Genomic DNA, 16,750 nt, shown 5'->3' with positions numbered 1-16,750 from the left:
CACTGGATGGCACGAAAGCAATGAGAGTCCAGAAGGATTCCGGTTGCGATGGGCCGGACTGACGAGCCCGCAAGGAATTTTTGACTTTTGAATTTTGCTTTTTCACTTACCCTAAAAGCCGCTCCGTCTCCCGCAGCAGCTCGCGGCCGTCGATGGCAGCCGTGCCTACCACTTCGCACACGAGTCCGCCCGCGATGTTGGCAATGGCCGCCATCTGCTGCACGTCGCGCGTGGCGGCGTATACCAGCGCAGCCACGGCGATCACCGTGTCGCCCGCGCCCGAAACATCGGCGATGTTGCGGAGGTGCGAGGGCAGCAGTGCTGCAGTTTCACCCTGCTGGTAGAAAACACCCTTTTCCGACAGGGTGATGAACGAGATGCCATGCTTCAGGTGCCGGTACAGCTCGTAGTGGATGTTCTGCAGCTGCAGTTTATCGGCGTCGGCCGTGATGAGGTTGAGCGCTTCCTTTACCTCCTTCAGGTTGGGCTTGAAAATATCGACGCCCTTGTACGCGAAGAAATTCTTGCGCTTCGGGTCCACCGCGGTCAATACGCCGGCCTCCTTGCAAAGGGCGATGACGCGTTGAATCACGCCCTCCGTAAGCACACCTTTGTTGTAGTCCTCGAGCACCACCATATCGGGGCGCACCTCCTTGAGGAAGCGTTTGAAGGCATCTACCAGTGAGTCTTCGTCGGAGCGGTTGAGGTCTCGGGTGATCTCGGAGTCGAGACGCATCATCTGCTGGTTGCGCGAGATGATGCGGGTCTTGTTCGTAGTAATACGGTCGCGGCTGCGGATGCAGTAGGCGGTGTTGATGCCCTGCGAGCCGAAGAGCTGCAGCAGGCGCAGGGCGTCCTCGTCATCGCCCGTTACCGAAAGCACGAAGCTTTGGGCGCCGAGCGAATGCAGGTTGAGCGCCACGTTGCCGGCCCCGCCGATGCGGTACTCCTTATTGTCGAGCGATACCACGGGCACGGGCGCTTCGGGTGAGATCCGCTCCACGTGGCCCCACATATAGGTATCGAGCATCACATCGCCCACAACCCCGACCTTGAGCGAGGGAAAGCGACGAAAGAGTTCAACGTAATTCGGCATGGCGTCAGGCGGCACTTTTTTTCCGCGACAAAGCAATGAAATAAATCGGAATCCCGATCAGCACGATGCCCAGTCCGTAGTAAGGATATTTCCCCTGGAACATCAGCAGCAGGATGCAGAACGCGGTGCCCATCAGGATGTAGAGCATCGGCAGGAAGGGGTAGCCGAAGGCTTTGTACGGACGCGGCGCATCCGGGCGCTTGCGGCGGAGAATGAAAATGCCGGCGATCGTGAGTACGTAGAAGAGTACCACCACAAACGAAACCATGTCGAGCAGGTTGCCGTACTGGCCGCTCAGGCAAAGCAGGGCCGCCATGGCGCACTGGATCCAGAGGGCGTATTCGGGCACGGCGTGGCGGTTGAGCGTGCCAGTGGAACGGAAGAAAAGCCCGTCTTTGGCCATCGTATAGTACACGCGCGCGCCGGCGAGGATGAGGCCGTTGTTGCAGCCGAAGGTCGATACCATGATGAGTACGGCGAGAATGACGGTGCCGATGGAGCCGAATACCTCGTTGGATACGGAAAGCGCCACGCGGTTGTCCTTGGCGAAGGCGAGGTCCTGCACCGGAAGCACCGACAGGTACATCAGGTTAGCGGATACATAGATCACCGTTACGATGAGCGTGCCGAGGAACAGGCTGAGGCCGATGTTGCGCTGCGGGTTCTTCATTTCGCCGGCAATGAACGTGACGTTGTTCCAGGCATCGGAAGAGAAGATGGAGCCCACCATGGCGGCAGCGATGGCACCGAGGGCCGTGATGCCGAAGAGGTTCGTCCAGGAGTCGCCGGTGCCGCCCGTGCGGGTAGCATGCTGCTTGATCGTCCAGGCATCCGTCCAGTTAGTGTCCCAAACGTTCGACTTGGCCGCCAGGAACCCAAAGACGATGAGGCCGAACAGCGCGATCAGCTTGGCCGACGTGAAGGTCGTTTGGATCAGCTTCCCTCCTTTTACGCCCTTTGTGTTGATATAGGTGAGCAGGATAATGAGGGCGATCCCCACCACCTGTGCAGCTGTGATTTTGAAGCCTTCGGCAGATCCAAACAGGATATTGCCGTCGCCGAGCTCCGGTACGAGGTAGCCGAGGAATTTGCCGAAGGCAACGCCCACGGCGGCGATGGTGCCGGTCTGGATCACGGAGAAAAAGCTCCAGCCGTACAGGAAGCCGATAAAGGGGTTATAGGCCTCGCGGAGGTACACGTACTGGCCGCCGGCCTTCGGGTACATGGCCGACAGCTCGCCATAGCTGAGCGCTGCCGTAAGGGTCATAAAGCCCGTAATCAGCCAGGCGGCGATGAGCCATCCGGCCGAGCCGAGGTCTTTGAGCATGTCGGCGCTGACGATGAAAATACCCGAGCCGATCATGGAGCCGGCTACGATCATGGTGCCGTCGAGCAGCCCAAGCGAGCGCTTGAATCCGGTTTCTTCCTTTTGAACGGTCGTGTGTACGGGTTCGACCTGCAGTTCCGCCATGGTGATGATTTGGCGAAAGATAGGAAGTAATGTGCTAATGGGGTGGCTTCGGCTTCGCTCAGCCTGACAAAAGGTTTTTTGTCATCCCGAGCTTGTCGAGGGAGGGGTAATGGGGTAATGGGATAATGAGAAAGGTTCGGGTGGGTTCAGCAAAGTTGGGGCACCCGACGATCCGCCTCCCTTCCCTCCGGGATCACCGAGCGAATGCGACAGTTGCCTACGAAGCGCTGGGAATGGGTAGCCGCGGATGCGTCAAAAACAAGACCCCGCAATAAGCGGGGTCCCTAACTTCTTCATTCGATATTCCTCGTTCGATATTCGATATTCTCTTTATTTCTTCGCAGCGGCCTTATACTGCTCGTTGAGGCCTTTGATGACGTCGCCGGTGATGTTGAAAGCGGAATCGCGGTAGTAGAAGAGACCGGGCTCGTAGGAAACGATATAGCTGTAGGAGCCGTTCTTGTTATACTCTCTCAGGAAATCCTCGATCTTCTTGCGTACGTCGGTGAGCTTGCGCATCTGCAGGTCCTGGTACTCGGCCTTCAGCTGGCTCTCGCGGCTTTGGATGATCTGCTGGCGCTGGAGCATATCGCGCTGGGCCATCTCCGACTGCGTCTGGTTCATGTTCACGGCCTGGGCCTGGTATTCGGAAGCCTTGCTGCGGTAGTCCTTTTCAAGGCGCGACAGTTCATTGGTCATGGCATCTTCCTTCTTGCCGAGCTCCGATTTCACGTCCTTCACCATGGCATACGCGCTCTCGATGGAGTCCATTTCGAAATAAGCGATGCGGCAGGAGCCGGCGGGCGCAGAACCGGGGTTTACGGCAGCGGCTACGGCCGGGCGCGATTCAGTCGCTTTCCGGGAGGAGAAATGCAGGTAAAACAAAACACCGACGGCCACCAGTAAAACCACGTTCAGGGCAAGCAGGCCATTTTTCATGCAGACACGATTTTGTGCAAAATAACGGGCAAATGCCGGGATTGCCCGGCCGTGCGCGGACTTTTTTCAAACGATTAACAGCGGGTACAGCATTTGCTTCAGCCCTGCTAACTAAAGACGATTTTATGGGCATTTTATCCTGGATCTTACTCGGTCTTGTAGCCGGCGCCATTGCCAAGGCACTGAAGCCCGGCCGCGACCCGCAAGGCTGTATCGTAACGATGATCATCGGCATCGTCGGCGCCGTGCTCGGCGGCTGGATCGCCACGATGCTCGGCTGGGGCACCGTCAACGGCTTCAACCTCTACAGCATTCTGGTGGCTACCGGCGGTGCCTTCCTGGCCCTCATCATCTGGGGCGCGATCTCCGGTCGCAACCGCAGGGTCTGACGGGCACGCATAGCCGCGAACATATCGAAAGACGCAACTACGTTCCGCCTCGCGGCGGGATGTATCTGCGTCTTTTTCTTTGGCCACTACTAATGGACTCCCGGCGCAAGCGCCTGGCTTTTCCTAAAATTTGACGCGGGTTTCACGCGGAGACGCAAAGAAGCAGCGAGCGCAGAGATGATTGTGTTAAGTCGGATGCTGTTAATGCGATCCTGACCGGCTGTCGAGAAATAGTAATCGAACACGTTATACCTGAGGCCAGGAAAAAGTAGCGCCGTGCATCCTCTCGATTTTCGCCCTACCTCTTTCTGCTTCAAACACGCGGCGTTGTATTGAGTTCCGCAGGACTCCGAAAAGCGGAGGGCTTGCTTAGCTGAGATCCGCCTCCCGTAGTTCGCATTTCTCCGCGTGCACCGCAACTTTGCGTCACCGCGAGAAACCCGCGCACCGCTTTGCGAAAAAGTAGCCGCTTGCGGCGGATAACGTATGAGCCGGTGACTGCCGGAGCCAATCCGAATAAAAAAGGCCGTCCCTCGGGACGGCCTTCACTTTTTTTTCGTGGTTCGAAAGGCTCACCATGACATCTGTCATCCTAAGCCTGCCGAAGGATTACTCTTCCTCGTCGAAGGACATGGCCTCGCGGGTCGTCTGGAGGAGCTCATACTCTTCCTTCGAGCCTACGATCATGTTCTCGAAGTCGCGGAGACCCGTACCGGCCGGGATGAGGTGACCCGTGATCACGTTCTCCTTCAGGCCCAGCATGTCGTCGGTCTTGCCCTGGATGGCGGCCGAAGACAGTACCTTGGTGGTTTCCTGGAACGAAGCGGCGGAGATCCAGCTCGTCACACCCAGCGAGGCCTTCGTGATACCGAGCAGGGTCGGCGACGAAGTGGCGGGCTTGGCGTCACGGAACTCAACCAGCGTCTTGTCGTTGCGGCGGAGCGCGGAGTTCTCCTCACGCAGCTCACGCAGGCTCACGATCTGGCCGGGGCGCATCTTCACAGAGTCGCCGGCTTCCGTTACCACCTTCTTGTCGAAGATGTAGTCGTTCTCCTCGAGGAACTCGAACTTGTCCACCAGGTCCTCTTCAAGGAACTTGGTATCGCCCGGGTCTACGATCGACACCTTGCGCATCATCTGGCGAACGATCACCTCGATGTGCTTGTCGTTGATCTTCACACCCTGGAGGCGGTATACTTCCTGGATCTCGTTCACTACGTACTGCTGTACGGCGAAGGGACCCTGGATGTTGAGGATGTCCTGCGGAGCGATCTGGCCATCGGAAAGCGGCGAGCCGGCTTTCACGAAGTCGCCGTCCTGCGCCAGGATCTGGCGGGTCAGGGGCACGAGGTATTTGCGGGTCACACCGTCCTTGGCTTCGATGATGATCTCGCGGTTACCGCGCTTTACGGCACCCATGGTCACCACACCGTCGATCTCGGATACGATGGCGGGGTTGCTCGGGTTACGGGCTTCGAAGAGCTCCGTTACACGGGGCAGACCACCGGTGATGTCACGGAGCTTGCCGAGCACGCGCGGGATCTTCACGATCACCTGGCCGGCCTTCACTTCCTCGTTGTCGTCGATCACGATGTGCGATCCAGTGGGCAGGTTATAGGACTTGATCTCCTTACCACCCACGAGGATGGACGGGATCTTCGTTTTATCACGGGTTTCGATAACCACCTTCTCGCGGTGGCCGGTCTGCTCGTCCGACTCTTCGCGGTAGGTAACGCCTTCGATGATGTTCTCGAACTTGATGGTACCGTTCACTTCCGCGATGATCACGTTGTTGAAGGGGTCCCAGGTACAGATGACATCGCCCTTCTTGATCTTCTGGCCATCCTTGATGTTGAGGGTGGCGCCGTAGGGCACGTTGTTGGTAATGAGGAGGCGGTCGTTCTTCTCGTCCACGATACGTACTTCACCCGTACGGCCGATCACGACCTGGGCTTTTTCGCCTTCGTTGTTGGTGACCGTTACCGAGCGCACGCCGTCGAACTGGATGGTACCGTCGAACTTGGCGAGGAGGGTCGATTCTACCGAGGCGGAACCGGCCACACCACCCACGTGGAAGGTACGGAGGGTCAGCTGGGTACCGGGTTCACCGATCGACTGGGCGGCGATGATACCCACCGCGTCGCCGCGCTGGGCCACCGTGCCGGTGGCGAGGTTACGGCCGTAGCACTTCACACAGGTACCGCGCTTCGCTTCGCAGGTGAGCACCGAGCGGATCTCTACCGTCTCGATACCACGCTCTTCGATCTTCTCGGCGAGGTCAGAGGTGATCTCTTCACCCGCACCCACGAGGATGTCGTCGGTGATGGGATCGAATACGTCGTGCAGCGAGGTACGGCCTTCGATACGGTCGGCCAGCGGCTCGATCACGTCTTCGTTGTCCTTGAGGGCCGAGGTAGCGATACCGCGCAGGGTGCCGCAATCCTCCTCGGTCACCACCACGTCCTGGGCAACGTCTACAAGACGACGCGTCAGGTAACCGGCGTCGGCCGTCTTAAGGGCCGTATCCGCCAGACCCTTACGGGCACCGTGGGTGGAGATGAAGTAGTCAAGTACGTTCAGGCCGCCCTTGAAGTTGGAAAGGATCGGGTTTTCGATGATCTCGGAGCCCGTGGAGCCGGATTTACGCGGCTTGGCCATCAGTCCCCGGATACCGGCGAGCTGCTTGATCTGCTGCTTCGAGCCACGGGCGCCCGAATCGAGCATCATGTATACCGAGTTGAAACCCTGCTTGTCGGCCGCGAGCTCGCGGATGAGGGTTTCGGTGATCCGGGTATCCACACGCGACCAGATGTCAACCGTCTGGTTGTAGCGCTCGTTGTTGGTGATGAGACCCATGTTGTAGTTCTCCCACACCTCGTCCACTTCCACCTTCGCGTTGGCCACCAGTTCTTCCTTGATGTCCGGGATGATGAGGTCGTTGATCGAGAAGGAGAGACCACCCTGGAAGGCGGTACGGAAGCCGAGCTGCTTGATGTCGTCGAGGAACTTGGCGGTCTTCGGCACGTTCGTGATGCGAATGATGTCGCCGATGATCTCGCGGAGGTTCTTCTTCGTCAGCAGGGCGTTCACGAAGCCTACTTCCTTGGGCACGTGCTGGTTGAAGATGACGCGGCCTACGGTCGTTTCGATCAGCTTGCGCACGATCTGGCCTTCCTCGCGCACGTTGGCACGAACGCGGATGTGGGCGTGCAGGTCGATCTGCTTTTCGTTGTAGGCGATGATCACTTCCTCCTGGCTGTAGAAGGCCTTGCCTTCACCGCGAACTTTCTCGGTGTCGGTCGACTTCTTGCCTTTGGAGATATAATACAGACCGAGTACCATGTCCTGCGAAGGCAGGGTGATGGGCGTACCGTTCTGGGGGTTGAGGATGTTGTGGGCGGCCAGCATGAGCAGCTGCGCCTCGAGGATCGCGGCGTTGCTCAGGGGCACGTGCACGGCCATCTGGTCACCGTCGAAGTCGGCGTTGAAGGCCGTCGTTACGAGGGGGTGCAGCTGGATGGCCTTGCCTTCTACCAGTTTCGGCTGGAAGGCCTGGATGGAGAGGCGGTGCAGCGTCGGGGCTCGGTTGAGCATCACCGGGTGACCTTTCAGGATGTTCTCCAGGATGTCCCAGATCACGGCTTCCTTCTTGTCAACGAGTTTGCGGGCGCTCTTCACCGTCTTCACGATACCGCGCTCGATGAGCTTGCGGATGATGAACGGCTTGAACAGCTCGGCGGCCATGTCTTTCGGCAGACCGCACTCATGGATCTTCAGCTCGGGTCCTACTACGATTACCGAACGGCCGGAATAGTCGACACGCTTACCGAGGAGGTTCTGGCGGAAGCGGCCCTGCTTGCCTTTCAGCACGTCGGAGAGCGACTTCAGCGCGCGTCCGCCCTCGGCCTTCACGGCGTTGGACTTACGGCTGTTGTCGAAGAGGCTATCCACGGCTTCCTGCAGCATCCGCTTTTCGTTACGCAGGATCACCTCGGGCGCCTTGATCTCGAGCAGGCGCTTAAGGCGGTTGTTGCGGATGATCACGCGGCGGTACAGGTCGTTCAGGTCGGACGACGCGAAGCGGCCACCGTCCAGGGGAACGAGCGGGCGCAGTTCCGGCGGGATCACGGGAATGTATTGCATCACCATCCACTCGGGACGGTTGGAAATGCGGGTCTGGGCATCGCGGAAGCTTTCCACTACCGACAGGCGCTTGAGGGCGTCGGCCTTACGCTGCTGCGACGTTTCCGTTGCGGCGGCGTTGCGGAGGTCGAAGGAGAGCTGGTCGAGATCGATGCGGGCGAGCAGGTCATGCACGGCCTCGGCACCCATCTTCGCGATGAACTTGTTGGGGTCCTCATCGGGCAGGTACTGGTTGTCCTTCGGCATCGAGTCGAGGATGTCGAGGTATTCCTCTTCCGTGAGCAGGTCGCCGTAGTTCTGACCCTTGTCGGCACGGATGCCGCTCTGGATCACCACGAAGCGCTCGTAGTAGATGATGCTCTCGAGCTTCTTGGAGCTCATGCCGAGCAGGTAGCCGATCTTGTTGGGGAGCGACTTGAAGTACCAGATATGCACGACGGGCACCACGAGTTTGATGTGGCCCATGCGCTCGCGGCGGACCTTCTTCTCGGTCACTTCCACGCCGCAGCGGTCGCACACGATGCCCTTGTAGCGGATGCGCTTGTACTTGCCGCAGGCGCACTCGTAATCCTTGACGGGTCCGAAGATGCGCTCACAGAACAGGCCATCGCGCTCGGGCTTGTACGTACGGTAGTTGATGGTCTCCGGCTTGAGCACCTCGCCGAAGCTCTTCTCGAGGATGCTGTCGGGCGAGGCCAGTCCGATCGTGATCTTGGAGAAAACGGGTCTCGGACGATTGTCTTTTTTATTAAAAGCCATAGTGGACTATTTCAGATTTGAGAGCTTGGATTTCAGATTTGCCTCCGGTGCGACACATTCGCACCGGAGGCTCACTGAATGATATTTCTAAAGAACTGTTTCCATTCGAAGGTCACTCCGACCTAAGTGCCCCCTTGGGGGGACAGGGGGCCTAGTCATGGAAGTTCAGGTCCAGACCGAGGCCGCGCAGTTCGTGCACGAGTACGTTGAACGATTCGGGGATGCCGGCACGCGGGATGTTCTCGCCCTTCACGATCGCCTCGTAGGTCTTCGCGCGGCCGATGATGTCATCCGACTTGATCGTGAGCAGCTCCTGCAGGATGTTCGCCGCACCGTAGGCTTCGAGGGCCCACACCTCCATCTCACCGAAACGCTGACCACCGAACTGGGCTTTACCACCGAGCGGCTGCTGCGTGATGAGAGAGTAGGGTCCGATCGAGCGGGCGTGCATCTTGTCGTCCACCATGTGGTGCAGCTTGATCACGTAGATGATGCCCACCGTAGCCTTCTGGTGGAAGCGCTCACCGGTCTCGCCGTCGAAGAGGTAGGTGTGCCCGAAGGTCGGGAGGCCTGCCTGCTCGATGTACTGCGCGATGTCCTCCGTAGAAGCACCGTCGAAGATCGGCGTGGCGAAGCGCATACCGAGCTTCTCACCAGCCCAGCCCAGTACGGTCTCGTAGATCTGGCCCAGGTTCATACGCGAGGGTACGCCCAGCGGGTTCAGCACGATGTCGACCGGCGTACCGTCTTCGAGGAACGGCATGTCCTCGTGGCGTACGATCTTGGCAACGATGCCCTTGTTACCGTGGCGACCGGCCATCTTATCTCCCACCTTCAGCTTACGCTTCACGGCGATGTAGACCTTGGCCAGCTTGAGCACGCCCGCGGGCAGCTCGTCACCGATGGAGATATTGAACTTCTCGCGCTTGTAGCGACCGAGCTCTTCGTTGTACTTGATCGAGTAGTTGTGCAGGAGGATGTTGATCTGCTCGTCGATCACGGCGTCACCGGTCCAGCCCAGCGGGTTGATGTTCTGGTAGTCCAGTCCCGAGAGGTTCTTCTGGGTGAACTTGGCGCCCTTGCCGATCTGCATCTCGCCGAAGTTGTTGCTCACGCCGGCGGAGGCTTTCTCCTTCAGCAGGGTCAGCAGCTTGTCCATCAGCACTTCCTTCAGGTCGCTCTCGTTCTTCTCGTGTACTTTCTCGAGCTTCTCGAGCGCAGCCTTCTCGCGCACCTTGGCGTTCTTGTCCTTCTTCGCACGCTGGAACAGCTTCTTGCCGATCACCACGCCTTCGACACCGTTGGGTGCCTTCAGCGAAGCGTCTTTCGCGTCACCGGCCTTGTCGCCGAAGATGGCGCGGAGGAGCTTCTCCTCGGGAGTCGGGTCCGACTCACCTTTGGGGGTGATCTTACCGATCAGGATGTCGCCTTCCTTGATGTGGGCGCCGATGCGGATGATACCGTGCTCGTCGAGGTCCTTGGTGGCCTCTTCCGATACGTTCGGGATATCCGGGGTCAGCTCCTCTTCACCAAGCTTGGTGTCGCGTACTTCGAGCTCGTACTCGGAGATGTGCACCGAGGTGAACATGTCTTCTTTTACGACGCGCTCGGAGATCACGATGGCATCCTCGAAGTTGTACCCCTTCCAGGGCATGAAGGCCACTTTCAGGTTCTTGCCGAGGGCCAGCTCGCCGTCTTTGGTGGCGTAGCCTTCAGTGAGGAAGTCGCCCTCCTTCACCTTCTGGCCTTTCTTCACGGCGGGCTTCAGGTTGATGGAGGTCTCCTGGTTCGTTTTGATGAACTTGGTGAGGCGGTAGATCTTGAGGTCCTCCTCGAACGAAACGAGGCGCTGGCCTTCGTTGCGGTTGTAGCGCACGTGGATCTCGTTGGCATCCACGAACTCCACCACACCCTCGCCTTCGGCGTGGATCTGGATACGCGCGTCGCGGGCGGCACGGCCTTCGAGGCCGGTACCTACCGTGGGCACGTCGGGGCGGAGCAGGGGTACTGCCTGGCGCTGCATGTTCGATCCCATGAGTGCACGGTTGGCGTCATCGTGCTCCAAGAACGGGATGAGGGAGGCGGAGAGGCCCACGATCTGGTTGGGAGCCACGTCCATATATTGTACTTCCGCGCGGTCGAGGATCGGGAAGTCACCCGTCTCACGCGAAACAATCCGCTCTTCAGCGAACGCGCCGTTCTTGTCGAGCGGTACGTTGGCCTGGGCGATCTTGGCGGTATCTTCTTCTTCGGCGCTCAGGAAGGTCAGTTCCTTCATGTTCACCTTGCCGTTCTCCACCTTGCGGTAGGGCGTCTCGATAAAGCCCATCTCGTTGATCTTCGCGTGTACGCAAAGGGTCGAGATAAGACCGATGTTCGGACCTTCCGGGGTTTCGATCGTACACAGGCGACCGTAGTGGGAGTAGTGTACGTCACGGACTTCGAAGCCGGCGCGCTCACGGCTCAGACCACCGGGTCCGAGTGCGGAGATACGACGCTTGTGCGTGATCTCGGAGAGCGGGTTCGTCTGGTCGAGGAACTGCGACAGCTGCGAGGTACCGAAGAACGAGTTGATCACGGAGCTCAGCGTACGGGCGTTGATGAGGTCCACCGGGGTGAACACTTCATTGTCGCGCACGTTCATCCGCTCGCGGATGGTACGGGCCATACGGGCGAGGCCAACACCGAACTGGGCGTAGAGCTGCTCACCCACGGTACGCACGCGGCGGTTCGACAGGTGATCGATGTCGTCGATCTCCGCCTTGCCGTTGGTGAGGCGCACGAGGTACTTGATGATCTCGATGATGTCTTCCTTCGTCAGGGTCTTCTGCTCCATCGCGGAGTTGAGACCGAGCTTGCGGTTGATCTTGTAGCGGCCCACTTCGCCGAGGTCGTAGCGCTTGTCGGAGAAGAACAGCTTGTCGATGATACCGCGGGCGGTCTCGTTGTCCGGAGCGTCGGCGCCGCGGAGCTGGCGATAGATCACCTGCACGGCCTCGAGCTCGGAGTTCGAAGTATCCTTGTTGAGGGTATTATAGATAATAGCGTAGTCACCGCCCACATCTTCCTTCTGTACGAACACCGATTTGATGTCCATGTCGGAGATGGTGTCGATGGCTTCCTGGTCGAGGATCGAGTCGCGCTCGAGGATCACCTCGTTCCGCTCGATGGACACCACTTCACCGGTGTCCTCGTCCACGAAGTCTTCTACCCAGGAGCGGAGCACGCGGGCAGCCAGGCGGCGGCCTTCGTACTTGGCGAGGGATTTCTTATCACCCTTTACCTCGTCGGCCATGCCGAAGAGCTCGAGGATGTCCTTATCGGTCTCGAAGCCGATCGAGCGCAGAAGGGTCGTTACCGGGAACTTCTTCTTACGGTCGATGTAGGCATACATCACGTTGTTGATGTCGGTGGCGAATTCCATCCAGGCGCCCTTGAAGGGGATCACGCGGGCGGAATAGATCTTCGTGCCGTTGGGGTGCACCGACTGGCCGAAGAATACGCCGGGGGAGCGGTGCAGCTGCGACACTACCACGCGCTCGGCTCCGTTGATCACGAAGGTGCCGCGGGGGGTCATATAGGGGATGTTCCCCAGGAACACGTCCTGGACGATGGTCTGGAAGTCGATGTGCTCCTCGTCGTTACAGGAGAGGCGGAGCTTCGCCTTAAGGGGAACGGCGTAGGTGAGGCCACGTTCCATACACTCTTCGATGGTATAGCGCGGGGGGTCAATAAAGTAGTCCAGGAACTCCAGGACGAAGATGTTACGCGTATCCGTGATCGGGAAATTCTCTTTGAACACACGGAACAGGCCTTCTACGTTGCGCTTGTCCGGCGTGGTCTCTAACTGGAAGAACTCTTTGAACGACTGGATCTGAACGGCAAGAAGATCGGGAGTATCCGCAAGCTTGCCGATCTTTCCGAAATTGATCCGTTCATTCGTTGTAGTTGCTGGCATATGTAAAAAACCGGTTTAATGTTTCAGACGCGGCAATAGGCTACCATGCCCTCTTCTTAGAAAAGAAAAAAGCGCTGATATCCAATGAATTAAGGTAGAATTACCGACGTCAAAATGTTTTTGGCCAAAACTTAAGGAGGGCAAAAGTAAGAAAATTACCGTTGCGAACAAGTTTTTGCCCTCCTCAAACAATGTGCCCCAAATTTTTTTTGACTATTTTGTGAGATTGACCTATCAGGTCCCGTCTTTTCACCAGCCGGTGCCGGAAAAATCACGCTGATTCCTGGTCTTTTTCACATGGTGCCCCCTCCCGGCCGGGGTAGGTTTGGCTCATGAAGCCTTCAAGAGCCCAGACCGGTTATCTCTCCTTCTCCCGGAAGGACCGCATCGCGGCAGCCGGCTTCGTGCTGCTGTTCGGTTTCCTTTACTGCTTACCGCGCCTTGTTGCCCCGCCCCGCCAGATGACAGTAGTCGCAGACAGCCTGCTATATAATATGCCTCCGGATTCGCGGGCCGGCACTCCGGCCGGGGCCAATGACCCCGCCCCCGCCTACGGGCCCGGCGCCGCCGGCTACGGAACCGGTCCGGCAGCGCACCGATCCTACCCTCCTCCTTTCCTCTTCGACCCGAACCGGCTGGACGCTGCCGGCTGGCAACGACTCGGATTGTCGGACCGGGCCGCCCGGTCGATCCTGAAATACCGCGAGAAGGGAGGCCGCTTCCGGAAGCCCGAAGATCTCCAGAAGTTCCGGGCCCTCCCTCTCGGGTTCTACGAGCGGGTGGCTACCCATATTCAGATAGAACCCGAAGAGCGGCCTGACTACGTCTCGGCCGGCCCACCTGCAACCGCCCCTCCGGCTCCGGATCGACCGAAGCGACCGGTGGCAACCGTCCGGATCAATGAGGCCGACTCCGCGGACTGGGCAGCCCTACCCGGAATCGGTGCCACTTTGACAGGTCGGATCCTCAGGTACAGGAACCGGCTCGGAGGCTTCGTCTCCATCGACCAGGTGGGGGAGGTATGGGGGCTACCCGACAGCACCTTTCGAAAAATACGCCCGTATTTAATTTTTACTGGAACAACGGGTGTTCAAAAATTTAATTTGAACAGCGCCACCAGGGAAGAACTGCGCGCGCATCCCTACATCCGGTGGAGCCTTGCGAAATTGATCATCGAATACCGGGAACGGCATGGACCGTACCAGTCAGTAGATGACCTGAAAAACCTCGACCTCATGTCCGATTCCACACTGAAAAGAGTCCGTCCATACCTTTCGATTTTTTAATCATAAGCATCAATATATAAACTCTTTAAAGCAATTCACTCAATTTTAAATTGGCCCAAATAATGCAGTGAAAAATGGTCTATTCTGTCAAAAGGTCATACAAGACATCTAATTAACTGTTTATCAGCAATTAAAAGCACTAATTGATTATAAAAATATAGCATGGCAAGCCCTTGTTGACTTCATTTTTTAGTGTATGTATTTCAAAACTTTAAATTGACTTATCGTCGCTCCAGAAATCGAATCGGTCTGGAGGCACGACTCGAGGGCCATCTTCAGCTCAGCTTTTCCACATCAACACACTAAAACCGTACTTCTGTAAACTTAAATGATTGGTTTACAACAGTTTCACATAGATAGACTAAACTGTTAGCCGAAGTTCCACCATATTCCTTATTCTAGGGAGATAAGTTCGTGAAACAATTGACTACCAAGTTGCTAACCAACCAAAGGCATATTTTGGAGCCAGTGGGAGCACCTGATAAACTTAAATTTGAGCACGTAGTAAATGAGCCGGGGATTACAGCCTTTCTCCCACTTCTACCCCATCTCCTTGGAGGCCCTTTTTAGCCCATTCCAGCCAGCGCTCGGGTGGATGACCCGATGCATCAATCAGTAGAGAAAGGGGCCTAAATCAAGAAAAAAGACTCTTCGGCGATCGCGATATTTTCGTTCAAGGTAACTGCACATCTGTCAGTGAAGGGTAGGCTTGAGCGGATTGCAATGCTGGCCTGGTGGAAGGCAGTCACGCTCTGCTTCTCCTGCGTTTACAGCACAACCGATCCAGGTTAACTTGGAGCATCGGCGCGTTAAACCCTTGCCTATTCTTGGCCAAACCAAGTATATCTATACCATTAAGGGGATACCTCGTCTACCGCAAGAAGACTCGGTCTATTCCCTCCTACCTCTCTTTCTTTGGTCTTACCATTGCACCAAACTTGCTGAAAACCTCCCCTTTCTTTGATATAAACTAGAGCAACTACGCTCGTCTTTTAATGGAGTTGATTGAGTGCTCGTTTCCCGATCACGGGTAGAGTGATCGGGAAAAGCAGGTATCCAACTGCCCGGGAAGGGATAGGGCGGGCCAAGGAACGATTGAAAAAAGGACAGAGACACGGCACATTCAGCCAGGCTTTACCGGAGTCAAAGAGGCACCAACAACCTCCCGATTGGGGACGCGGATATTGGCCAGCTCAGCCAAAAGAATGTAGGTTTCCGCTCTGCTAACGACCCGGATGGGAGACGACTGCATCGGGCGAAAGACCCCGCAAGTCAGGCATTAGGACCGCATCCAATACGGCACGCTGTCCCTCGAAGGGAGAAATCAGGATACCGGGTTCAGTGGCTGGGAATGGCTATTCCAGCCCTCCTGCCCTTTGTAGCCCGGCGGCACACTCACCCCCAAGTGGAAAATGACCAGGTCACAAACACCGGTAACACCGTGTAGTCACCTCCCAGGCGTGAAAAAATTCTTTGGGATGCTGCCATGTTCGACCTGGATGCACAGCCGGCGCCGGCCCGGGAAGGGGCATTTGCAACTGAATGACTAGGGAATATTTGAGTCATTGAGCAGGTTACTTTGCGGTCCTTGCAGGCACAGTATGGGAGGTGTCCCACCTTTCTCGCTCCGAAGCGCTACGGCTGGCGTGAGGCGGCTGTAGCCAACGTTAAGGCTATTGCCCACGCCGTGCGGTCGACCTTTTCAGCACTGGAGCACGGTAGGTCGAACAGCCGCTCATGGGAAGGAGTACCCCAAAGTGCCGGTAAGCGAAAAAAATAGTAAAGGGATACTGAACGGCCCCGTGCAGCCCCGGTCGGGGCGCAGGGAAGTCCGGCGCGTATGCAAAAATGTGATCCATGGCTTGGTAAAGCCGTGAGGGGATCGTCGTTTCCACCGCTTTTGGGGCCTGAATAAGCACGGGAAAACCATCGGAAGGCCCCTGCGCAACACCTCCGGCAGCACTGTTTCCGGCCACTTCCTTCAAGGCTCCGGGAATAGGGATACGGCAACTCCACCGGGCACCCCGAAGGGGCACCGGAAGCGCCGTGCACAAGCTCCTGCAAGCCATTACGTAAAGGATAGCAGGCTGCTGCCGGAATAGTCTATTCCAAGGATCCGGGCATAGGTTCGGTTCAGACGCGGTCCGGGCAAGCCTGGCGGCAACCGACTCCGGAGTAGCCGCAAAAGGGATCCGGAGCCCGGATAACCGGCGCTCTGCCGCTCTTCGGATGCAACATAGGCTGTACGGGACGCTGGCCCGTGTAACCTAGCCCCCGAAAACGACGAAGCCCCGACGTTACCGTCGGGGCTTTATCTTTTCTGTCGCAGGAGGCAATTAAGCGATCTCTACGTCAGCACCAGCTTCTTTCAGCTTGGCGGCGATGTCTTCGGCGGTAGCCTTGTCTACACCTTCTTTCAGGGGCTTCGGAGCACCGTCAACGAGGTCCTTGGCTTCTTTGAGGCCCAGGCCGGTCAGGTCCTTCACGATCTTCACTACGTTCAGCTTCGAAGCGCCAGCGCTCTTCAGGATCACGTTGAAAGAGGTCTTCTCTTCTGCAGCCGGAGCAGCAGCGGCGTCACCGGAAACAACTACTGCAGCAGCAGCAGGCTCGATGCCGTATTCGGATTTCAGGAAATCGGCCAGCTCCTGTACTTCTTTCACAGTGAGGCCTACCAGTTGTTCTGCAAGATTTTTAACGTCTGCCATG

General features: G+C 57.5%; 8 protein-coding genes. 2 read left to right on the top strand and 6 right to left on the bottom strand.

The genetic code is table 11. The annotated features are described in order from the left end of the window. Positions 1 to 106 precede the first annotated feature (106 nt). The 3 genes from ABD937_RS07665 to ABD937_RS07655 form a co-directional block, all read right to left on the bottom strand. A complete protein-coding gene (locus ABD937_RS07665) occupies positions 107 to 1,096 on the bottom strand; it encodes a bifunctional heptose 7-phosphate kinase/heptose 1-phosphate adenyltransferase (RefSeq protein ID WP_345254809.1) in 990 nt (329 codons plus the stop codon). Positions 1,097 to 1,100: 4 nt separating this feature from the next. Continuing rightward, entirely contained in the window at positions 1,101 to 2,567 is a 1,467-nt protein-coding gene (locus ABD937_RS07660; protein ID WP_345254808.1) for an APC family permease, read from the bottom strand. 330 nt (positions 2,568 to 2,897) lie between these two features. Continuing rightward, a complete protein-coding gene (locus ABD937_RS07655) occupies positions 2,898 to 3,506 on the bottom strand; it encodes an OmpH/Skp family outer membrane protein (RefSeq protein ID WP_345254807.1) in 609 nt (202 codons plus the stop codon). 125 nt (positions 3,507 to 3,631) lie between these two features. On the opposite strand from ABD937_RS07655, the gene ABD937_RS07650 reads away from it, so the two are divergent. Then, entirely contained in the window at positions 3,632 to 3,895 is a 264-nt protein-coding gene (locus tag ABD937_RS07650; protein WP_345254806.1) for a GlsB/YeaQ/YmgE family stress response membrane protein, read from the top strand. 609 nt (positions 3,896 to 4,504) lie between these two features. Here ABD937_RS07650 and rpoC read toward each other — a convergent pair. After that, positions 4,505 to 8,797: a DNA-directed RNA polymerase subunit beta' gene (gene rpoC / locus ABD937_RS07645; RefSeq protein WP_345254805.1), complete on the bottom strand. Its 4,293-nt coding sequence runs from the start codon at positions 8,795 to 8,797 to the stop codon at positions 4,505 to 4,507. Positions 8,798 to 8,948: 151 nt separating this feature from the next. Continuing rightward, positions 8,949 to 12,755: a DNA-directed RNA polymerase subunit beta gene (rpoB, locus tag ABD937_RS07640; RefSeq protein WP_345254804.1), complete on the bottom strand. Its 3,807-nt coding sequence runs from the start codon at positions 12,753 to 12,755 to the stop codon at positions 8,949 to 8,951. A gap of 332 nt (positions 12,756 to 13,087) precedes the next feature. On the opposite strand from rpoB, the gene ABD937_RS07635 reads away from it, so the two are divergent. Next, complete coding sequence (locus ABD937_RS07635; RefSeq protein WP_345254803.1) at positions 13,088 to 14,041, top strand: ComEA family DNA-binding protein; 954 nt, start codon at positions 13,088 to 13,090, stop codon at positions 14,039 to 14,041. A gap of 2,336 nt (positions 14,042 to 16,377) precedes the next feature. Here the strand turns inward: ABD937_RS07635 and rplL are convergent. Next, positions 16,378 to 16,749 (bottom strand): 50S ribosomal protein L7/L12, encoded by a 372-nt coding sequence (rplL, locus tag ABD937_RS07630; RefSeq protein ID WP_345254802.1) that lies wholly within the window; start codon positions 16,747 to 16,749, stop codon positions 16,378 to 16,380. Between the last annotated feature and the right edge of the window lies 1 nt (position 16,750).

Source organism: Flaviaestuariibacter amylovorans, assembly GCF_039541815.1.
Taxonomy (GTDB): domain Bacteria; phylum Bacteroidota; class Bacteroidia; order Chitinophagales; family Chitinophagaceae; genus Flavisolibacter; species Flavisolibacter amylovorans.
Note: the sequence above shows the minus strand (reverse complement) of the source record. Positions and strands in the feature narration are given on the sequence as shown.

What these genes read in the sequence shown, in the direction of transcription:
- ABD937_RS07665 (WP_345254809.1), bottom strand. Translation starts at nt 1,096, where the DNA reads ATGCCGAATTACGTTGAACTCTTTCGTCGCTTTCCCTCGCTCAAGGTC.
- ABD937_RS07660 (WP_345254808.1), bottom strand. Translation starts at nt 2,567, where the DNA reads ATGGCGGAACTGCAGGTCGAACCCGTACACACGACCGTTCAAAAGGAA.
- ABD937_RS07655 (WP_345254807.1), bottom strand. Translation starts at nt 3,506, where the DNA reads ATGAAAAATGGCCTGCTTGCCCTGAACGTGGTTTTACTGGTGGCCGTC.
- ABD937_RS07650 (WP_345254806.1), top strand. Translation starts at nt 3,632, where the DNA reads ATGGGCATTTTATCCTGGATCTTACTCGGTCTTGTAGCCGGCGCCATT.
- rpoC (WP_345254805.1), bottom strand. Translation starts at nt 8,797, where the DNA reads ATGGCTTTTAATAAAAAAGACAATCGTCCGAGACCCGTTTTCTCCAAG.
- rpoB (WP_345254804.1), bottom strand. Translation starts at nt 12,755, where the DNA reads ATGCCAGCAACTACAACGAATGAACGGATCAATTTCGGAAAGATCGGC.
- ABD937_RS07635 (WP_345254803.1), top strand. Translation starts at nt 13,088, where the DNA reads ATGAAGCCTTCAAGAGCCCAGACCGGTTATCTCTCCTTCTCCCGGAAG.
- rplL (WP_345254802.1), bottom strand. Translation starts at nt 16,749, where the DNA reads ATGGCAGACGTTAAAAATCTTGCAGAACAACTGGTAGGCCTCACTGTG.